This window comes from Citrobacter sp. Cu096 (assembly GCF_030332285.1).
In the GTDB taxonomy this organism is placed as follows: domain Bacteria; phylum Pseudomonadota; class Gammaproteobacteria; order Enterobacterales; family Enterobacteriaceae; genus Citrobacter; species Citrobacter meridianamericanus.
In genome coordinates, this window is the sequence record NZ_JAOWID010000030.1 from 990,602 (window position 1) to 1,010,533 (window position 19,932).

Annotated in this window: 20 protein-coding genes and 2 pseudogenes; 11 read left to right on the forward strand and 11 right to left on the reverse strand. The window is 49.7% G+C overall.

Annotated elements, in window-relative coordinates:
* Positions 1 to 432 precede the first annotated feature (432 nt).
* The 6 genes from oppA (at position 433) to OGX99_RS19115 (ending at position 6,938) form a co-directional block, all read left to right on the forward strand.
* A complete protein-coding gene (gene oppA / locus OGX99_RS19090) occupies positions 433 to 2,064 on the forward strand; it encodes an oligopeptide ABC transporter substrate-binding protein OppA (RefSeq protein ID WP_151219384.1) in 1,632 nt (543 codons plus the stop codon).
* 121 nt (positions 2,065 to 2,185) lie between these two features.
* Positions 2,186 to 3,106: an oligopeptide ABC transporter permease OppB gene (gene oppB / locus OGX99_RS19095; RefSeq protein WP_003020708.1), complete on the forward strand. Its 921-nt coding sequence runs from the start codon at positions 2,186 to 2,188 to the stop codon at positions 3,104 to 3,106.
* Between the two features lie 14 nt (positions 3,107 to 3,120).
* Positions 3,121 to 4,029 (forward strand): oligopeptide ABC transporter permease OppC, encoded by a 909-nt coding sequence (gene oppC, locus OGX99_RS19100; protein ID WP_151219382.1) that lies wholly within the window; start codon positions 3,121 to 3,123, stop codon positions 4,027 to 4,029.
* Between the two features lie 11 nt (positions 4,030 to 4,040).
* The gene (gene oppD, locus OGX99_RS19105; protein WP_278238007.1) at positions 4,041 to 5,054 is read left to right on the forward strand and encodes a murein tripeptide/oligopeptide ABC transporter ATP-binding protein OppD; all 1,014 of its coding nucleotides are present in this window, start codon (positions 4,041 to 4,043) and stop codon (positions 5,052 to 5,054) included.
* Entirely contained in the window at positions 5,051 to 6,055 is a 1,005-nt protein-coding gene (oppF, locus tag OGX99_RS19110; RefSeq protein ID WP_151219381.1) for a murein tripeptide/oligopeptide ABC transporter ATP-binding protein OppF, read from the forward strand. Before oppD ends, oppF begins: the two co-directional genes overlap by 4 nt.
* A 46-nt stretch (positions 6,056 to 6,101) precedes the next feature.
* Positions 6,102 to 6,938: an ion transporter gene (locus tag OGX99_RS19115; protein ID WP_151219380.1), complete on the forward strand. Its 837-nt coding sequence runs from the start codon at positions 6,102 to 6,104 to the stop codon at positions 6,936 to 6,938.
* A gap of 37 nt (positions 6,939 to 6,975) precedes the next feature.
* Here OGX99_RS19115 and OGX99_RS19120 read toward each other — a convergent pair whose 3' ends face one another.
* Complete coding sequence (locus tag OGX99_RS19120) at positions 6,976 to 7,305, reverse strand: HI1450 family dsDNA-mimic protein (RefSeq protein ID WP_151219379.1); 330 nt, start codon at positions 7,303 to 7,305, stop codon at positions 6,976 to 6,978.
* 34 nt (positions 7,306 to 7,339) lie between these two features.
* Positions 7,340 to 8,800, reverse strand: coding sequence for a cardiolipin synthase (cls, locus tag OGX99_RS19125; protein WP_286544701.1), 1,461 nt, complete (start codon positions 8,798 to 8,800; stop codon positions 7,340 to 7,342).
* A gap of 142 nt (positions 8,801 to 8,942) precedes the next feature.
* Between cls and OGX99_RS19130 the strand changes: the two genes are divergently transcribed.
* Positions 8,943 to 9,116 carry a YciY family protein gene (locus OGX99_RS19130; protein WP_016153268.1) on the forward strand — a complete coding sequence of 58 codons (174 nt, stop codon included), beginning with the start codon at positions 8,943 to 8,945 and terminating at the stop codon, positions 9,114 to 9,116.
* A 52-nt stretch (positions 9,117 to 9,168) separates the two neighbouring features.
* Here the strand turns inward: OGX99_RS19130 and OGX99_RS19135 are convergent, their stop codons facing one another.
* Positions 9,169 to 9,465 carry a YciI family protein gene (locus tag OGX99_RS19135; RefSeq protein ID WP_151225523.1) on the reverse strand — a complete coding sequence of 99 codons (297 nt, stop codon included), beginning with the start codon at positions 9,463 to 9,465 and terminating at the stop codon, positions 9,169 to 9,171.
* A 223-nt stretch (positions 9,466 to 9,688) separates the two neighbouring features.
* Between OGX99_RS19135 and tonB the strand changes: the two genes are divergently transcribed.
* Positions 9,689 to 10,405: a TonB system transport protein TonB gene (gene tonB / locus OGX99_RS19140; protein ID WP_151219509.1), complete on the forward strand. Its 717-nt coding sequence runs from the start codon at positions 9,689 to 9,691 to the stop codon at positions 10,403 to 10,405.
* Between the two features lie 87 nt (positions 10,406 to 10,492).
* On the opposite strand, the gene yciA is transcribed toward tonB, so the two are convergent.
* The 4 genes and pseudogenes from yciA to OGX99_RS19160 form a co-directional block, all read right to left on the reverse strand.
* On the reverse strand, positions 10,493 to 10,894 hold the full coding sequence (gene yciA / locus OGX99_RS19145) for an acyl-CoA thioester hydrolase YciA (protein ID WP_151219378.1): 402 nt from the start codon (positions 10,892 to 10,894) through the stop codon (positions 10,493 to 10,495).
* Between the two features lie 165 nt (positions 10,895 to 11,059).
* Complete coding sequence (locus OGX99_RS19150) at positions 11,060 to 11,599, reverse strand: septation protein A (RefSeq protein ID WP_151219377.1); 540 nt, start codon at positions 11,597 to 11,599, stop codon at positions 11,060 to 11,062.
* 54 nt (positions 11,600 to 11,653) lie between these two features.
* Positions 11,654 to 12,397, reverse strand: coding sequence for a YciC family protein (locus OGX99_RS19155; RefSeq protein ID WP_151219376.1), 744 nt, complete (start codon positions 12,395 to 12,397; stop codon positions 11,654 to 11,656).
* Positions 12,398 to 12,425: 28 nt separating this feature from the next.
* Positions 12,426 to 12,512 (reverse strand): annotated as a pseudogene (locus OGX99_RS19160) (YkgJ family cysteine cluster protein); the annotation flags it as partial.
* 284 nt (positions 12,513 to 12,796) lie between these two features.
* Between OGX99_RS19160 and ompW the strand changes: the two are divergent.
* Positions 12,797 to 13,450 carry an outer membrane protein OmpW gene (gene ompW / locus OGX99_RS19165; RefSeq protein ID WP_210905162.1) on the forward strand — a complete coding sequence of 218 codons (654 nt, stop codon included), beginning with the start codon at positions 12,797 to 12,799 and terminating at the stop codon, positions 13,448 to 13,450.
* A gap of 461 nt (positions 13,451 to 13,911) precedes the next feature.
* Here ompW and OGX99_RS19170 read toward each other — a convergent pair.
* Positions 13,912 to 14,052: pseudogene (locus OGX99_RS19170) on the reverse strand (DinI family protein); the annotation flags it as partial.
* A gap of 544 nt (positions 14,053 to 14,596) precedes the next feature.
* Here OGX99_RS19170 and OGX99_RS19175 point away from each other — a divergent pair.
* Both OGX99_RS19175 and OGX99_RS19180 read left to right on the forward strand, forming a co-directional pair.
* Entirely contained in the window at positions 14,597 to 14,872 is a 276-nt protein-coding gene (locus OGX99_RS19175; protein WP_151225522.1) for a hypothetical protein, read from the forward strand.
* A gap of 186 nt (positions 14,873 to 15,058) precedes the next feature.
* Positions 15,059 to 16,528: a GGDEF domain-containing protein gene (locus tag OGX99_RS19180; protein WP_187252331.1), complete on the forward strand. Its 1,470-nt coding sequence runs from the start codon at positions 15,059 to 15,061 to the stop codon at positions 16,526 to 16,528.
* 32 nt (positions 16,529 to 16,560) lie between these two features.
* Here OGX99_RS19180 and trpA read toward each other — a convergent pair whose 3' ends face one another.
* The 3 genes from trpA to trpCF are packed head-to-tail and all read right to left on the reverse strand — an operon-like array spanning position 16,561 to position 19,929.
* Entirely contained in the window at positions 16,561 to 17,367 is an 807-nt protein-coding gene (gene trpA / locus OGX99_RS19185) for a tryptophan synthase subunit alpha (protein WP_286544706.1), read from the reverse strand.
* Complete coding sequence (gene trpB / locus OGX99_RS19190) at positions 17,367 to 18,560, reverse strand: tryptophan synthase subunit beta (protein WP_149281027.1); 1,194 nt, start codon at positions 18,558 to 18,560, stop codon at positions 17,367 to 17,369. Before trpB ends, trpA begins: the two co-directional genes overlap by 1 nt.
* A 10-nt stretch (positions 18,561 to 18,570) precedes the next feature.
* Positions 18,571 to 19,929: a bifunctional indole-3-glycerol-phosphate synthase TrpC/phosphoribosylanthranilate isomerase TrpF gene (trpCF, locus tag OGX99_RS19195; protein WP_286545327.1), complete on the reverse strand. Its 1,359-nt coding sequence runs from the start codon at positions 19,927 to 19,929 to the stop codon at positions 18,571 to 18,573.
* Positions 19,930 to 19,932: the final 3 nt, after the last annotated feature.

Sequence of the window (19,932 nt, forward strand, 5' to 3'; positions counted from 1 at the left end):
ACAATGCTTGATGTTCAACATTATGATTTTTAATAGTTTTTTGTGATAAATCTTCATTCGAAAGACTTTTCTACTGAGATTTATTTTCAATAAAAGAGAATTGGTTAACAAATTTGTAAAATGTATTGGCGGTTAAGAAACGCATTTGATACTTTCCGGCCAGGTATTTTGCAGAAGATTTCACGTTGATGAGAATCATTTTCAATTGATTTCTCTCAACAGAGTAACAGCGTGTTTCCGGCAGGGGAAACACGATCGATAATCGACGCAAGGCGGTCGTACGAATCGCCAGAATAAATAGAGTCGGTGATAGCAAGCAGTAAAACAATAAACCACCTGACGGCAGAAAATCTCCGATGCCGTACAGGGATCCTGACAGGATTAACAGTCTGGTTAAAAAGCCAGCCATAATAATGAGGGAGTACAAACACAATGACTAACATCACTAAAAAAAGTTTAGTAGCTGCGGGGATCCTAACTGCGCTAGTCGCTGGAAATGCTGCCACAGCAGCAGTTGTGCCAGCCGGTGTGCAGCTTGCTGAAAAGCAGACTCTGGTGCGTAATAACGGTTCGGAAGTTCAGTCGCTCGATCCACATAAAATCGAAGGTGTGCCTGAATCCAACATCAACCGTGACCTGTTTGAAGGTTTATTAATCAGTGATGTTGATGGCAAACCATCACCAGGCGTAGCTGAAAAATGGGAAAATAAAGACTTTAAAGTCTGGACATTCCATCTGCGTAAAGATGCAAAGTGGTCTGACGGTACGCCAGTCACCGCGCAAGATTTCGTGTATAGCTGGCAGCGCCTGGCTAACCCAAATACCGCGTCACCGTACGCCAGCTATTTGCAGTACGGCCACATCGTCAATATTGATGATATTATCGCCGGTAAAAAGCCGGTCACCGATCTCGGCGTTAAAGCTCTCGACGATCATACATTTGAAGTCACCCTGAGCGAGCCGGTTCCTTATTTCTACAAACTGCTTGTGCACTCATCCGTTTCACCGGTTCCTAAAGCCGCAGTTGAAAAATACGGTGAGAAGTGGACTCAGCCAGCTAACATCGTCACTAACGGTGCTTATAAACTGAAAGACTGGGTTGTCAACGAGCGCATTGTGCTTGAGCGTAATACTAACTACTGGGACAACGCGAAAACCGTTATAAACCAGGTTACCTATTTGCCAATTGCTTCTGAAGTGACTGACGTGAACCGCTATCGCAGCGGTGAAATCGACATGACCTATAACAACATGCCGATCGAGTTATTCCAGAAACTGAAAAAAGAGATCCCGAACGAAGTTCACGTTGACCCGTACCTGTGCACCTATTATTACGAAATCAACAATCAGAAAGCACCGTTCAACGATGTTCGCGTTCGTACTGCCCTGAAACTGGCGTTGGATCGTGACATTATCGTCAATAAAGTGAAAAACCAGGGCGACCTGCCTGCATATAGCTTTACTCCTCCTTACACCGATGGGGCAAAATTGGTTGAACCAGAGTGGTTCAAATGGTCTCAGGAAAAACGTAATGAAGAAGCGAAAAAACTGCTGGCTGAAGCAGGCTTCACCGCTGAAAAGCCGTTGACCTTTGACCTGCTGTATAACACCTCAGACCTGCATAAGAAGCTGGCCATCGCAGCGGCATCCATCTGGAAGAAAAATCTGGGTGCTAACGTGAAGCTGGAAAATCAGGAGTGGAAAACATTCCTCGATACGCGCCATCAGGGTAACTATGATGTTTCGCGTGCGGGTTGGTGTGCGGATTACAACGAACCAACATCCTTCCTGAACATGGTGCTGTCCGACAGCTCCAACAACACTGTGCACTATAAGAGCCCAGCGTTTGATAAGCTGATTGCCGATACCCTGAAAGTGACTGATGAAGCGCAGCGCAGCGAACTGTATTCAAAAGCGGAACAGCAATTGGATAAAGATTCTGCGATTGTACCGGTTTATTACTATGTTAACGCCCGTCTGGTGAAACCGTGGGTTGGCGGATACTCTGGTAAAGACCCGATGGATAATATCCACGTCAAAGACTTGTATATTATCAAGCATTAATGGCAAGACGTGGGGCATTTTTATTGCCCCACAGTGTCTTTTTTCTTCGAACTATTAATACCGCTTTACCTGAAGGTCGGGGTAGAAGGGGTATAAAGGCACACGCCAGAAGGTACGGGCAATGTTAAAATTCATACTACGTCGCTGTCTGGAAGCGATTCCGACGCTATTTATCCTTATTACGATTTCATTCTTTATGATGCGCCTTGCGCCGGGAAGCCCATTTACCGGGGAACGCGCGTTACCGCCAGAAGTACTGGCAAATATTGAAGCGAAATATCATCTTAACGATCCTATCTCAACGCAGTACTTCAGCTATCTGAAGCAGCTGGCACATGGCGATTTTGGGCCCTCCTTCAAATACAAAGACTACACGGTCAACGATCTCGTTGCCTCGAGCTTTCCGGTTTCAGCGAAGCTGGGTGCGGCAGCCTTTATTCTGGCGGTACTCGTCGGTGTAAGCGCTGGGGTGATAGCCGCGCTGAAGCAAAATACGCGCTGGGACTACACGGTGATGGGAGTAGCAATGACCGGGGTCGTTATCCCCAGCTTTGTAGTCGCTCCGTTGTTGGTCATGATATTTGCCATAACCTTGAAATGGTTGCCTGGCGGGGGCTGGAACGGCGGGGCGCTGAAATTTATGATCCTGCCGATGGTGGCGTTGTCACTGGCCTATATAGCCAGTATCGCCCGTATTACCCGTGGTTCGATGATTGAAGTGCTGCACTCTAACTTTATTCGCACTGCGCGCGCAAAAGGGCTGCCGATGCGGCGGATTATTTTCCGCCATGCGTTAAAGCCGGCGCTGTTGCCCGTCCTGTCCTATATGGGACCGGCATTTGTCGGCATTATCACCGGTTCAATGGTTATTGAGACCATTTACGGCTTGCCGGGCATTGGCCAGCTATTCGTCAATGGTGCCTTAAACCGCGACTATTCGCTGGTTCTGAGTCTGACCATTCTGGTGGGTACGCTGACCATCGTGTTTAACGCGATTGTCGACGTGCTGTATGCCGTTATCGACCCAAAAATTCGTTACTGATACTGGAGCTCGCTATGATGTTAAGTAAGAAAAACAGCGAAGCGCTGGAGAATTTCAGTGAAAAGCTGGAGGTCGAAGGCCGCAGTCTGTGGCAGGATGCGCGTCGACGCTTCATGCATAACCGCGCTGCGGTCGCAAGCCTGGTGGTGTTAGTGATTATTGCGCTGTTCGTGACGCTGGCACCAATGCTGTCGCAGTTTACCTACTTCGATACCGACTGGGGCATGATGTCCAGCGCGCCGGACACGGAATCAGGACACTATTTCGGCACCGATTCGTCGGGTCGCGACTTGTTGGTTCGCGTGGCGATTGGCGGACGTATCTCGCTGATGGTCGGTATTGCCGCAGCGCTGGTGGCGGTAGTCGTCGGTACACTATACGGCTCTTTGTCGGGCTATCTCGGCGGCAAAGTCGACTCGGTAATGATGCGTCTGCTGGAAATCCTCAACTCCTTCCCGTTCATGTTCTTCGTGATCCTGCTGGTTACCTTCTTTGGGCAAAACATCCTGCTGATTTTTGTTGCTATTGGGATGGTCTCCTGGCTGGATATGGCGCGTATCGTGCGTGGACAAACGCTGAGTCTCAAGCGCAAAGAGTTTATTGAAGCGGCGCAAGTGGGAGGGGTATCTACCGTGCGCATCGTTATCCGCCATATCGTGCCGAACGTACTGGGCGTGGTGGTGGTCTACGCTTCATTGCTGGTGCCCAGCATGATCCTGTTTGAATCCTTCCTGAGCTTCCTGGGATTAGGTACACAGGAGCCATTAAGTAGCTGGGGTGCACTGCTGAGTGATGGTGCCAACTCGATGGAAGTCTCGCCATGGCTGCTGCTGTTCCCGGCAGGTTTCCTGGTGGTAACTTTATTCTGTTTTAACTTTATTGGCGATGGCCTGCGTGACGCCCTCGACCCGAAAGACCGTTAAGGAGTGCAGCCATGAGCGTAATTGAAACCTCAACCGCACCGCTCGCGCAACAACAGGCTAACGCACTGCTGAATGTAAAAGATCTGCGCGTGACGTTTGCTACCCCCGATGGCGATGTGACCGCGGTTAACGATTTAAACTTTTCGCTTCGAGCAGGAGAAACGCTGGGTATTGTTGGGGAATCCGGTTCCGGTAAATCGCAAACAGCCTTTGCCCTGATGGGCCTGCTGGCGGCGAATGGCCGTATCGGGGGCTCTGCAACCTTCAACGGGCGTGAAATTCTGAATTTACCGGAACGCGAACTGAACAAACTACGTGCCGAGCAAATTTCGATGATTTTCCAGGATCCGATGACGTCTCTTAATCCGTACATGCGGGTCGGCGAGCAGTTGATGGAAGTTCTGATGCTGCATAAAGGCATGAGCAAAGCGGAAGCTTTTGAAGAATCGGTCAGAATGCTGGATGCGGTGAAGATGCCGGAAGCGCGTAAGCGTATGAAAATGTACCCGCATGAATTCTCAGGCGGGATGCGCCAGCGCGTCATGATCGCCATGGCGCTGCTGTGCAGGCCAAAACTACTGATAGCCGATGAGCCGACTACCGCGCTCGATGTGACGGTACAGGCGCAAATTATGACGCTACTGAATGAACTGAAAAGCGAATTCAACACGGCGATTATCATGATCACCCACGACCTTGGCGTTGTGGCTGGTATTTGCGATAAAGTTCTGGTGATGTACGCCGGACGTACCATGGAATATGGTAGTGCGCGGGATGTGTTTTATAAGCCCGTTCATCCGTATTCGATTGGGTTGCTGAACGCTGTACCTCGTCTGGATGCCGAAGGGGAAGAGATGCTGACTATCCCGGGCAACCCGCCGAACCTTCTGCGTTTGCCAAAAGGTTGTCCATTCCAGCCGCGTTGCCCGCATGCGATGGAAATCTGTAGCAATGCTCCGCCACTGGAGGAGTTTAGTCCGGGCCGCCTGCGCGCCTGTTTTAAACCGGTGGAGGAACTGGTATGACTGCGGTGACCGAACAACGAAAAGTGCTCCTTGAAATTGCCGATCTTAAAGTCCATTTCGACATTAAAGACGGCAAGCAGTGGTTCTGGCAGCCGGCTAAAACCCTGAAAGCAGTTGATGGCGTGACCCTACGGCTGTATGAAGGCGAAACCCTGGGCGTGGTCGGCGAATCAGGTTGTGGTAAATCGACCTTTGCCCGTGCGATTATCGGCCTGGTGAAAGCCACCGATGGAAAGGTTGCCTGGTTGGGTAAAGATTTGCTGGGCATGAAACCCGATGAATGGCGGGAAGTGCGTAGTGATATCCAGATGATTTTCCAGGATCCGCTGGCATCATTAAACCCGCGCATGACCATTGGTGAAATTATTGCCGAACCGCTGCGGACTTATCATCCGAATCTGCCTGGTCAGGAGGTCCGTGACCGTGTGAAGGCGATGATGATGAAAGTTGGCTTGCTACCGAATCTGATTAACCGCTACCCCCATGAGTTTTCCGGTGGTCAGTGTCAGCGTATTGGTATTGCCCGCGCGCTGATCCTTGAGCCTAAATTGATTATTTGCGATGAACCGGTTTCCGCGTTGGACGTATCAATTCAGGCTCAGGTGGTGAACCTGCTGCAACAGTTACAGCGTGAAATGGGATTATCGCTCATCTTCATTGCTCACGACCTGGCGGTGGTTAAACACATCTCCGACCGCGTGCTGGTCATGTATCTTGGACACGCGGTGGAATTAGGGACCTATGATGAGGTGTACCATAACCCGCTGCACCCTTATACCAAAGCCCTGATGTCTGCGGTACCCATTCCCGACCCTGACCAGGAAAGGAACAAGGTTATCCAACTACTGGAAGGCGAATTGCCGTCGCCTATTAATCCTCCTTCCGGCTGCGTGTTTCGTACGCGCTGTCCGATTGCCGGGCCGGAATGTGCAAAAACGCGCCCGGTTCTTGAAGGAAGTTTCCGACACGCTGTTTCCTGCCTGAAAGTAGACCCGCTATAATCCTGAGGGCTGACAAAGGTCAGCCCTTCTTTTTGGTGAGGTATTTGTGCCAGGTCTAGTCTCTTCTGTCCGCCGTGGGCTCTATCGCAAATTATTCGATTTAAACACCCGTTCGGGGCGTCGCTTTGAAGGTATGTGCGCGCTGTTCGCATTGCTTAGCGTTATTGTTATCTTCATTGAGTCCGGAGTAGGGACGCAATACCATTTAACGTATGATGAATGGCATATTTTTATCTGGCTGGAGGTCTTTATTACTCTGGTCTTTACCCTCGAATACTTTCTACGTTTATGCTGCTGGGCCAATCCCGCAAAGTATGTGTTTAGCTTCTGGGGAATAATCGATCTTGCCACCATTTTGCCGCTGTATGTAATGTGGTTGTGGCCTGAAATCAGTCTGAGTTATGTCTTCGCCTGGCGCGCGATGCGCGTTCTACGTGTGCTGCGTATTCTGAAGTTGCTGCGCTTTATGCCTTCCCTGCGAGTGTTCTGGAACGCCATCAAAAGCGCCCGCCATCAGCTCATACTGTTCTATTCCTTTATTGCCATTCTGATGATTGTTTTCGGTGCGTTGATGTACCTGATCGAAGGACCAAAATATGGTTTTACCACGCTAAATGCGTCGGTGTATTGGGCCATTGTCACGGTCACTACTGTTGGCTATGGCGATATCACACCACACACGCCATTGGGGCGCATGGTCGCGTCTTTGCTTATCCTGATTGGTTACTCTGTGATTGCGATACCGACTGGATTGATTACCACACATATGAGCAGCGCGTTTCAGAATCGCCAGAATTTACGTAAATGTCCGCAGTGTCAGCAAGGCCAGCATGAACATAGTGCGCAGTTTTGTAACCGCTGTGGAAGTAAACTGCCGGGTTAAAAATGAAAAAAGCTGCGAGAGCAGCTTTTTTGTTTGATTATTCGCGCCAGAGAATATGGCACAGCTTGTGATCTTTTTCGCGACACAATAAAACGCGCGCAAAAATATCGTTAATCTCGCCGTCTTCAGTATCTGCAAGACCAATCACCACTTCGGCAAAGAAATCAGGGTTCAGATCAAAATCAACGTGATCCTGCCAGTCTTCTGCCGGGTCGAATAACTCCGCACCGCCGCGTTCTTCAAACTGCAAATTGAACAGAATGATGTCGGCTGGATCCAGGTTGTCCGCAGCCAGTTCGAGAAAAATGTCGTAAGCCTGCTCAAGCGTTTCGTCTTCAGTCAGGCGATTGTTCAAATCCATATCCATAATGACTACCTGTTTACTGTCTGATGGGCACGTTTTACAGCAACGGACTAAAGAAGTAAAACAGTCGCTCTGCAATCCGCTGCCAGAGTGGTCGTTTTAACCACAAACGGGCATCAAGCAGGCGAGAACGCGAAATATAATCATCCTGCACTGCGGCGAGATCGCCGCCGAATCCTGCATCGTCAATCACCAGCGTAATTTCAAAATTCAGCCAAAGGCTACGCATATCCAGATTAACGGTACCGACGAGGCTCAGTTCGCCATCGACCAGTACGCTTTTGGTATGCAACAAACCGCCTTCGAACTGATAAATTTTAACGCCTGCCGCCAGCAACTCAGTGAAAAAGGCCCGGCTTGCCCAGCCAACCAGCAGGGAGTCATTCTTACGCGGAAGAATGATACTGACGTCGACCCCGCGCTGCGCCGCCGTACAGATCGCATGCAACAAATCGTCGCTGGGAACGAAGTAGGGCGTGGTCATAATTAAATATTCACGTGCGGAATAAGCTGCAGTTAACAGCGCCTGATGAATCAAATCTTCAGGGAAACCAGGACCCGAGGCGATAGTGTGAATGGTATGACCGCTGGCTTGCTCAAACGGCATGATATTAACGTCCGGCGGCGGGGGCAAAATGCGCTTGCCGGTCTCAATTTCCCAGTCGCAGGAATAGACAATACCCATCGCGGTAGCTACAGGGCCTTCCATTCTCGCCATTAAGTCAACCCATTGCCCGACGCCAGCATCTTGTTTGAAAAAGCGCGGATCGACCATATTCATGCTGCCGGTATATGCAATGTAGTTATCGATCATGATCATTTTGCGATGCTGGCGCAAATCCATACGGCGTAAAAACACACGCATCAGGTTCACTTTCAGCGCTTCAACAACCTCAATACCTGCGTTACGCATCATTGCCGCCCATGGACTGCGGAAGAACGCCACACTGCCCGCGGAGTCCAGCATCAGTCGGCAGTGAATCCCGCGTCTGGCGGCAGCCATTAATGACTCCGCGACCTGATCGGCCATACCACCCGGCTGCCAGATGTAGAACACCATCTCAATGTTGTGGCGCGCCAGTTGAATATCGCTGATTAATGCCTGCATTACGTCATCTGAGCTAGTGAGCAGTTGCAGTTGATTTCCCTTAACGCCAGCGATTCCCTGGCGACGCTCGCACAGCTTAAATAAGGATGAGGCGACGCTGCTGTTTTCTTGCGCAAAAATATGCTTACAGGCTTTAAGATCGTTCAGCCATTTGGCCGTTGACGGCCACATTGCCCGGGCGCGTTCGGCGCGACGTTTACCCAGATGGAGCTCACCGAAGGACAGATAAGCAATGATCCCTACTAATGGCAGAATATAGATGATCAAAAGCCAGGCCATTGCGGAGGGCACTGCGCGTCGTTTCATTAGAATGCGTAATGTTACGCCAGCAATGAGTACCCAGTAACCCAGAATGACCAGCCAACTCACCACGGTGTAGAAGGTTGTCATAAATTTAAAAATCCTTTTGAAAGCGTATTGTTAAGAGTTTACGCATCAGGATTCATCTGGCAAATAAAAACACGGGAAAACCACTGGTCTGCATGCGGTGTGGCGTTATAATGGCCGCTCAGTGACTGAAAGAGTAGTAAACATGAAGCGTAGTAGAACGGAAGTGGGACGCTGGCGGATGCTGCGTCAGGCGAGCCGTCGTAAAGCACGTTGGCTTGAAGGGCAATCGCGTCGTAATATGCGCATCCACACCATCAGAAAGTGCATCCTCAACCATCAACGTAACTCGTTGCTGTTTGCGATCCACAATATCTGATCTAAAAGGGCACCGCTGGCGGTGCCCAAAGTCTCAGCTTTTTGTTCTGTTTTTAAAATACTTTCTTATACGGTTTTACTGAAACCTGTGCATAAACGCCTGCCGCCACATACGGATCGGCTTCTGCCCACGCCTGTGCGGCTTCTAAAGATTCAAATTCAGCAATCACCGTCGAGCCGGTAAAGCCCGCAGCGCCTGGCTCATTACTGTCAACCGCTGGCATAGGACCTGCCGTGAGCAAACGGCCTTCATCATGAAGAAGTTGCAGACGGGCCAGATGAGCAGGGCGTACGGAAAGACGTTTTTCGAGAGAATCTGCGATATCTTGAGCGTAAATAACGTACAGCACGGGTAGAGCTCCTTGAACGGTAAAAGTCATATTTACGTTATTGGAAAGGCCCGGTAACTGCAACGGAAAGATTGCTGATATGTTAAGGCCACACTCCGAAAATGGTTATTTTTCATAAAATCGCGTTTTAAATCTGAGTTACCTTCACGGTCTTATTGAATATGATTGCTATTTGCATTTAAAATCGAGGCCTGGTTTTTTTACTGAAACGATTATGACTTCAATGACCCTTGATTTACCTCGTCGCTTTCCCTGGCCAACGTTACTTTCTGTCGGCATTCACGGTGCTGTAGTGGCAGGTTTGCTGTATACCTCGGTACATCAGGTTATTGAACTGCCTGCACCAGCGCAGCCTATTTCCGTTACGATGGTCGCGCCTGCCGATCTTGAACCGCCTCAGGCGGTTCAGCCACCGCCTGAACCCGTCGTCGAGCCAGAGCCGGAACCAGAGCCGATCCCGGAGCAGCCAAAAGAAGCACCGGTAGTGATTGAGAAACCGAAGCCCAAACCTAAGCCGAAGCCAAAACCGGTGAAAAAGGTTGAAGAGCAACCGAAACGCGATGTGAAGCCCGCAGAACCGCGTCCGTCGTCTCCGTTTGAAAATACGGCACCTGCGCGTCCAATGACCAGTGCTGCTCCGGCAACCACTAAGCCAGCGGTAAGCGCGCCTTCCGGGCCGCGCGCCTTAAGTCGTAATCAGCCACAGTATCCTGCGCGTGCCCAGGCGCTGCGTATTGAAGGTCGTGTTAAGGTCAAATTTGACGTGACCCCAGATGGTCGGGTCGAAAATGTGGAAGTTCTGTCCGCGCAGCCTGCAAATATGTTTGAACGTGAAGTGAAAAATGCGATGCGCAGATGGCGCTATGAGGCCGGTAAGCCAGGTTCTGGCCTGGTGGTGAATATCGTTTTCCGCCTGAACGGCACAACGCAGATCGAGTAAGCATCATGCCGGATTTGGTGGTACGCCGCCATCCGGCAGTGAGCGAAAGATTGAAATGCTACTGGATGGCGCTGCTAATGCGTACTGTCAGGACAAGGTTGGGATCGGACGCGGTTTACCGTCTTTATCAACAGCTACGTAGATAAACAGGGCTTCGGTAGCTTTATAGCGCTGGCCGATAGGTTCAGAAGCAACTTTCTTCACCCAGACTTCAATATTAATGCTGATCGAGGTCGTCCCGCGTTTTACGCAGCGCGCATAGCAACACACTACGTCGCCTACGGCAACCGGGCGCAAAAAGCTCATTCCTTCAACCCGCACTGTTACGACACGACCGTGTGCGATCTCTTTGGCCTGAATAGCGCCACCTATATCCATTTGTGACATCAGCCAGCCACCAAAAATATCGCCGTTCGCGTTGGTATCGGCAGGCATAGCCAGAGTGCGTAAAACCAGTTCGCCCTGGGGAGTGTTATTCGTTGTTGTCATTGTAGAACCGACTATAGAGAAAGATTACAGGCGCGATGCTACTAGAATTTACGTGCTGAGAACAGAGGGGATACGGCGTGCGCAGCGGATGTGAGCCGGGTTTATAGCAACAAGGAACGCGAGGGGATAAAAATTCGCCAGATCCGTAGATCTGGCGAACATTAATTACGATTTATCTTCCTGTGGAAGGTGGCGGTAAATATAAACTCCGCTCAGCAACGTAAAGAGTAAGGTCAGGGCGGTCAGGCCGAATACCTTGAAGTTGACCCAAATGTTCTGCGGCAGCCAAAACGCGATATAGATGTTTGCCAGACCGCACAGGATGAAGAAAACGGCCCAGGCTAAATTAAGCTTTGACCATACCGGCTGCGGCAGGGAAAGCTCTTTACCTAACATGCGCTGAATGAGCGGCTTTTTCATCACCCACTGGCTAACCAGCAGCGCACCGGCAAATAGCCCGTAAATCACCGTCACTTTCCATTTAATGAATTCATCATTGTGGAAGAAGATAGTCAGGCCACCGAACACGGCTACCAGAATAAAGGTGATTAATGCCATCTTCTCGACCTTACGATAGCGAACCCAACTGTAAATCAAAACCACAGCCGTCGCGACAATCAGTGCCGAGGTTGCCGCATAGATGTCGTAAAGCTTATAAAAAGCAAAAAAGACAACCAGCGGTAAAAAATCAAGAAACTGCTTCATTCTTCGATTCCGTCATCAAAAGCACCGGGTACAAGCCCGGTATGCGTTCAGGGTTTATTGGCGAATCAGCATATACAGGCGAAACAAATAGATCAGCAACACGGCGGAGATCATGTTGCTCAGCGTATTCGCCAAGACCGCGCCTACATTCGGCGTAAGTACCGCAAAACTTGGCGCAAAAAGCAACAGCAACGTTTTTGCCAGCAGCCAGCCAATCACCGCGGGCGCAACCAGACGCATATTTGACCACGCCAGACGCATACTGTTGCGCATAGCAGCAAAGACACCCATTTTGTCCTGTACCATCATCACCGGCGCGAGTGCCAGCAGGATGGCCAGCAAAATACCGGGTACAACGACCAGCATAATACCGATTTGCACCAGCAGAGTAGTCAGAAAAATCAGAATAAACAACTTAGGCAAAACTGGCGCGCTGGCACCAATGGCACGTAATGCGCTGACCCGATGCCCTGCTGAAATGAGCTGAATCATCAGGATGATACCTCCCGCGAGGATGGCATTACCAATCAGACCGGAAAACGTCGACGCAGCAGAAGCGCGTAGCAAAATTTGCTGTTGCTCCGGGGTCATGTTTTGCACCAGATCGAACAATCCCACACTGCTGGTTAACTGATCGCCTTCACTGAGTTGCGCAATTTGAGCGTCAGTGGGAGAAAAGGCATGCCCTAACACCACTGTGATAAACGCGCACAACAACGATACCAGCAAGATGGTAATGAATTGATTACGGAAAAAGTTTCCCGCGTCACGGTAAACGGATTTCGCCGTGATAGACATGCACTCTCCTTGAGTTTTGCAGGTGTTCATTTGCGGGCAATTGTACCCTGGATAACTCTACAGTGGCAGCATCACGCGATGTATGGAAAAGCATATCTTTGTAAAGCCCTGGTAATTTTCGACTATCCGTTCAGCATCATGCCAGAGCGCTGTGTGTTATTTGCGCATCGCGACCAAAAAACATCGTCTGAAAGGCAAAAATGCGAGGGGTATTTGCGAGGTGAAAATATATCAAAATTGATCTGAATTAATTTAACCAGGATTTTGAATGCAAGTTCTAACTTAATCTGGATCAATAAATGTTAAATTATCAAAGTCAATGTGATCCAGGTTTGATCACTTATTACTCCAATGTGGGTATATTCGTTCCGCTTTTATAACCATAACGATGGAGCGGACATGAAAAAATTAACAGTTGCAGCATTGGCTTTAACAACTCTTCTCTCTGGTAACGCATTTGCGCATGAAGCCGGAGAGTTCTTTATTCGTGCGGGTTCTGCCACCGTCAGACCGACGGAAGGCGCAGGTGGCACGCTGGGTAGTCTGGGTGGCTTCAATGTCAGCAATAACACCCAGTTGGGGCTGACATTTACCTATATGGCAACCGACAATATCGGTGTAGAACTCCTGGCCGCTACGCCGTTCCGCCATAAGATTGGCACTGCCGCAACAGGTGATATTGCGACCGTTCACCACTTACCGCCAACCTTAATGGCACAGTGGTATTTCGGTGATTCCAGCAGCAAACTGCGTCCTTACGTTGGTGTCGGGGTGAACTACACCACTTTCTTCGATGAAGGTTTTAACAATAACGGTAAAGAAATCGGTTTATCGGATCTGAGCCTGAAAGATTCCTGGGGTGCAGCAGGGCAAGTTGGTATGGATTATCTGATCAACCGCGACTGGTTGATTAATATGTCAGTCTGGTACATGGATATCGATACTACTGCGAAGTACAAATCTAATGGTGCTGTTCTGCCGCAAGCCCGTTATAGCGACAGTGTACGCCTCGATCCGTGGGTGTTTATGTTCTCTGCGGGTTATCGTTTTTAAGTTCCTCTGCAAAACTGGTCATCAAATGACCAGTTTTTTTTCCATTTTTTTACACGCGTGTCGTTGTAGCGATCGGTCATAACTTTACTGCTATGGCCCAACAAAATTTGTGTGTCGACATCTTGCTCCCTGAAGATACTCTGGATACCTTTCGCAAATCATTATAAAAAAAAAGGGGCTGCGATAAGACGCCCCAATGCTTGCATGTTATTCAACTTTTTATTGTTATTCAGGGAATTTACGGGTAGGTAAACTCCACAAATAACACTAAAAAAATGGGCCACACACAGCCCGAATATGAGTCAAAGCAATTATGATCCAATCAAGAAAGGCGTGTTTCACCAGGCTTAGCACCACTACTGTTCCTGATGCCCATTCTTTATGTCATGAGCAGGAGGGAACATATATGATAAATATCAATAATTCAGCCATGTATGACGGGGCTGCCTGCACTTTCAGATAATGCTAAAAGGCGGTGTAACCCGAACATCAGCATCGGGGAAGATCCGGTGAATCCTCTCAGTCAACTCGCCCAGAATGATATCTTTTGCATCTGGCAGACCATCAAAATTCTTTTTGTCATAAACCCGTTCCACGAACATTGCTTGTCGGGGAATTCAGGATCAAGCGATACCGAAATCGCCCTCAGCCCCACCTGTTATTTTAGTTAAAAATATTAGATATCAATCACAAAGATTTAATGACAACCGGCTTCGAAATGACTATAAATCTACCCACTCGCTACGGATATAGCGTATCCAATATGCACTGCTGTGTGATTACGGGTGTCTGTGGATGTCAGCAGGCACCCGGTTTTTCATCATCGACTACACACAGCAGCTACCATGTCTGGCAAATTCTGTATTTGGGCGGTGTTTCTCCCCATTATTTCCCCAGAGCTTCCCCACTTATAAAGATGCAACGCTGTCCTTAATCAAGGGAGACATTTGCAATGAAACGAAAAACTCACAGCCCAAAGCGGAGGTTTATGTTCTCTGCGGGTTATCGTTTCTAAGTTAGTGATTCAAAAGCTGAAAGGCTGATCGCTTCCTGGTAAGCTTTTTTATTGTCCGTTTTCACTCCCTGCCTTTCCTCAATTCGATGAGATGCTACTCTTTAAGCAAACTGGCTTTAAGGGGATTGACGATGAGGTTGACCCGTCACCAGCTGCAACACAAAATTTCCCTTCTGGAAGCATCCATAAACGATGATACGGCAGAGTTTGCCGTGTATGCTGCGCGCGAGTTATTGAAATACATGAACAAGGTTGAAATTCTAGAGAAGAGCCTTGCCGTAACGATCACGCTGCCTTACTGCAGCGCCAGTCCGGTTTGCGAGATTGAGGCGGGCTATGCCGCAGGCGTGAGCGACTGTCGTGAGGCCATTCGTCGTGCAGGGTATCCGATTGAAGGTGATGATTAGTTTGCATTTATGTTAACAAAAATGTTCTTTTATTGTATAAGCCTGTAACTTTCGTGCACGAGTGCGCTTACTATTTCAACTCATTAGTCTCTGGATAGTTAACATTTTTATCCAAGTACAACGCTGTTATGCAACAACATAAACGGGTAACCGGTTTGGTGATACTGTTAACTATCGGGGGGACTCGTGAAGATTGTGCAGGATAAGCTCCGAAACAGGCAGGCTCTGCTGGTATCTGGGCTCATTACGTTGGTTTTTACCTCGTTGTTTCTGTTTATCATTTATGAACAGCGTATGGCGGCCGCCAGTGAAGGCGTTAGCCGCCTGCAAGCTCACATGTTGGATATTTTTAACGATAATGAACTGATTGCCGATGCGATTGGCGAGCGTTACTACCACATCAAAACCGGCGAACAGTGTGGTGTTATGGCACAGTTTGTTCCACGAAATAAAGATGAATGGGGAATTAACGCCGACCCAAAGCGGGTTCATTCTGCAACAGGGACGATTATTGCTCAGCAACCCAGCCATAATGCGCTGTGTATGTATGCTGCAGCGGAGTTCATTCGTGGAATGGTTAATGAGCTAAATCCAGGCAGTTTCGATGCGCACCGTTACATTATCGCCAGCAATTCAGATTATTTTTACTGGTTTATGGCTTCCGACTCGCGCAATTTTAGTTTTTCTGACTCCGAAATGGCGATGGATATTACTCATTTTTTCTATCCTCCCGTCGATTTCTATACCCGGTTGTTGCAAAAAAACGTCAAAAATAAAGCCCTAAGTTCAACAAACTTCTATACCGATAAAATTACTGGTGAAAAAGCCTACAGCGTGGTGAGCTATATTTACGATCTTTCTGGTAAAGAGATATCAGATCAAATCGTGGCCTATCTGGTCTATGATCATTCGAAACCCGAGCTGGAGGAAGCGTTGGCAGAGGCGTTTGATAATCAAATTCTTCCCGGATTGAACGTTGAGTTGGTGAATCTGACCAACAAAGAGAGCCTCTGCTTATCCGGCAAATGTGCGGGACAATCCAGCTATTTGGTGCGCAATTTTTCAGAAAAATATGCGCTGCACTATTCGATATCATTAGGCCGTTTCATGGCGCGCGATACGCAAGCCGGTATTGTTATTCTGCTGGCGCCGTTCTTTTTCATCATCATTACTTTCTCGCTAAAATCATGGCTGAATGAAAGCGACCTGAAAGTTTATATTGATACGCTGACCGGCTGTTTTAATCGCCGAATTCTCGACATTATCAAACGCCGGGATTTATCACATTGCTCGGTAGTGTTACTGGATTGCAATAAGTTTAAGGCCGTCAATGATACCTGGGGGCACGCAGCAGGGGATCGTGCGCTGCAAATTATCGCCAACAGAATGTTGTCTAACACCCGTACCAGCCACGATCTTGTGATTCGCACCGGCGGAGATGAATTTATGATCCTGCTGTTTCGCTCTCAGGCCAGTGATGCGGTCGCAATTGCGGAGCGTATAAGTGGACAGGTGACCAGCCATGTATTTGTGGTGGAAGGCAATACTATACCCTTGTCAGTGTCGTGGGGGATTGCAGAGGTGAAGGGTGATCTGGATGCGGCAATCCAGAATGCGGATACGGCCATGTACAAAATGAAGCAGGCCAGGGAGTAAAACCGCCAGAAGCCTCTGGCGGTTTAATTAACTTACTGTAGGGTAGCGGCTTTCATCGCGCTGACAAACGCTTTCAGCTCAGCCAGCATCTGTTCTGGTGCCGCAACATTCTTCTCAATGATTTTCACAATCGCCGAGCCGGAAATCGCGCCAGCAGCGCCAGCTTCAATTGCACCGGCTACCTGTTCAGGCGCAGAAATACCGAAGCCTTGTAAAGAAGGCGGAGCATTATATTCTTTCAGCTTTTCGACTAAATGATGCAGGGGTAGTGCCGCACGGTTTTCTGCACCGGTCACTCCTGCTCGTGAAAGCAGGTAGGTATAACCTCGGCCATAAGAGGCAATCTGACGCAGTAGCTCTTCATCGGCATTCGGTGGGCAAATGAAAATGGGTGCGATGCTATGACGTAGTGCCGCCGTTCTGAATGGCGCGGACTCCTCAACCGGAACATCGGCCACTAATACAGAATCTACACCCACTTTTTCACACTGAGCGTAAAACTCGTCAATGCCCTTGCTAAACACCAGGTTGGCATACATCAGCAAGCCAATGGGAATCGTCGGGTGCTTCTGGCGAATCAGGGCCAGCATTTCAAAGCATTGTGACGGCGTAACGCCTGCGGCAAACGCACGCAGTGTAGCCTCCTGAATGGTTGGACCATCAGCCAGCGGATCGGAGAATGGAATGCCGAGCTCAAGTGCGTCGGCACCGGCTTCAATCAGCGTATCTATGATTTTCAGTGACTTTTCAACAGACGGATCGCCCAGGGTGACGAAGGGGACAAAAGCACCTTCCTTGCGGTCCTTCAGCTGTGCAAACAGGTTTTCGTAACGTTCCATCAGATTTCCCCTCGCGCTTTCAGAATATCGTGTACGGTGAAAATGTCTTTGTCGCCGCGACCGGAGAGATTAACCACCAGTAGCTGCTCTTTTTCAGGGGTTTCACGCATCATTTTCAACGCGTGCGCCAGGGCGTGAGAGGACTCTAGTGCCGGAATTATCCCCTCGTGCAGACACAGTGTTTTGAAGGCTTCCAGCGCTTCATCGTCGGTGATCGAAACATAATCGGCGCGACCAATGCTGTTCAGATACGCATGCTGTGGCCCGACCGATGGGAAGTCCAGCCCGGCGGAAATAGAGTAAGACTCTTCAATTTGTCCTTCTTCGGTTTGCATCATCGGGGACTTCATGCCGAAGTAAATCCCAACACGACCATGTTTCAACGGCGCGCCATGTTCCCCAGACTCAATCCCGTGACCGCCAGGCTCTACGCCGATCAGCCCGACGCTGGTTTCATTAATAAAGTCGGCGAACATACCGATAGCGTTAGAACCGCCGCCCACGCAGGCGATAACGGCATCCGGCAGGCGCCCCTCTTTTTCAAGGATTTGTGCTTTGGTTTCTTCACCGATCATGCGCTGGAATTCACGCACAATGGTCGGGAAGGGGTGCGGACCTGCCGCCGTCCCGAGCATATAGTGCGCAGTATCGTAGCTGCCAGACCAGTCGCGCAGCGCTTCATTACAGGCATCTTTCAGCGTTGCGGAACCGCTGTGAACCGGGATCACTTCAGCGCCCATCAGACGCATACGGAAAACGTTAGGCGACTGACGTTCAACGTCTTTCGCACCCATATAAATACGGCATTTCAGTCCCAACAGGGCGCTGGCAAGGGCAGACGCCACGCCGTGCTGACCCGCACCGGTTTCGGCGATGATCTCGGTTTTACCCATACGCTTCGCCAGCAACGCCTGACCCAGAACCTGGTTGGTTTTGTGCGCGCCGCCGTGCAGTAAATCTTCACGTTTAAGGTACAACGTGGTGTTGGTGCCTTGAGTAATGTTCTGGCATTTGGTCAGCGCCGTTGGGCGGCCGGCATAGTTTTTTAGCAGGTCTGTAAACTGCGCCTGAAATTCAGGATCCTTTTGTGCGCTAACAAAAGCTTCTTCCAGTTGGCGCAGGGCAGGCATCAGAATCTGTGGCACATACATACCGCCAAATTCACCAAAGTACGGATTGAGTAATGTTGTCATGTCCTTTTCCTTAATATGCGCGCAGCGTCTGAAATACCGAAGCCAAAAGACGTGCATCCTTGATGCCCGGCTGTGACTCTACGCCAGAATTGAAATCGAGACCGGCACAGCCGGCTTTTGCCGCGTCAACGCAGTTATCTGCGCCAAGTCCGCCAGCCAGTAATACGTTATCCAGCGATTGTCCGCCTAAGAGAGACCAGTCGAAGCGTTGTCCGCTGCCGCCCTGACCGTTGTCGAATACGTATTTATCGACATGCTGATAATCACGGGCTGGCAACGTCTCGCTGACGCTCAGCGCCTTCCAGATTTGTACCTGTGCGGGTAGCGCATTGTGTAGCGCGTCTACGTAGGCCTGGTCTTCACTACCATGCAGTTGCACTGCAGTGAGTCCCAGAGCAGCCGCTGTATCACGCACGTCGCTAATTTCTGTGTTGCGAAACACCCCGACGTATTGCAGCGGCGCGCCGGTCATGACCTCTCGCGCCTGATCAACGCTGACCGCGCGTGGCGATGTGGGTACAAAAATCAGTCCGCCATAAATCGCGCCGGATTTATACGCCGCGTTGGCATCCTGAGCCCGGGTTAAACCGCAGACTTTATTCTCGCCGAGCAGTACGCGACGCACGGCGGCATGCAGATCATCATGCGACATCAGCGCGGAGCCAATCAGAAAACCGTTAGCGAAGTGGCTGAGTTCGCGCACCTGTCCATAGGTATTGATGCCTGACTCGCTGATGACGGTAACGCCGTGGCCCAGGCGCGGCGCCAACTGGCGGGTACGATTCAGATCAATCGACAAGTCGCGTAAATCACGGTTATTGATGCCGACGACTTTGGCGCCCAGTGCGATAGCGCGCTCCAACTCTTCTTCGTTACTGACTTCGGTCAGTACGCCCATTTTCAGACTGTGGGCGACGGCGGCAAGTTGACGGTATTGCTCATCATCAAGTACCGACAACATCAGCAGACAGGCGTCCGCCTGGTTGAAACGCGCCAGGTAAATCTGGTAAGGATCGATAATAAAGTCCTTACACAGAATAGGTTGTGGCGCGATGCGGCTGACGATAGGCAGGAAATCAAAGCTGCCCTGGAAATATTTCTCATCGGTCAGCACGGAAATCGCGGAAGCATAATGTTTATATACGCCCGCAATCTGTGCCGGATCGAAGTCATCACGGATCACGCCTTTTGATGGCGATGCTTTTTTGCATTCCAGAATAAAGGCGGTGCGCGCACCTTGCAGCGCATCGTAGAAATCACGAGAGCTGGGTTGAACATCATTTTGAAAGCTGGCCAGCGGTTGTTGCTGTTTGCGGGCTTCTACCCAAATCGCCTTGTCTGCGACAATTTTCGCTAAAACGGTTTGCATCAT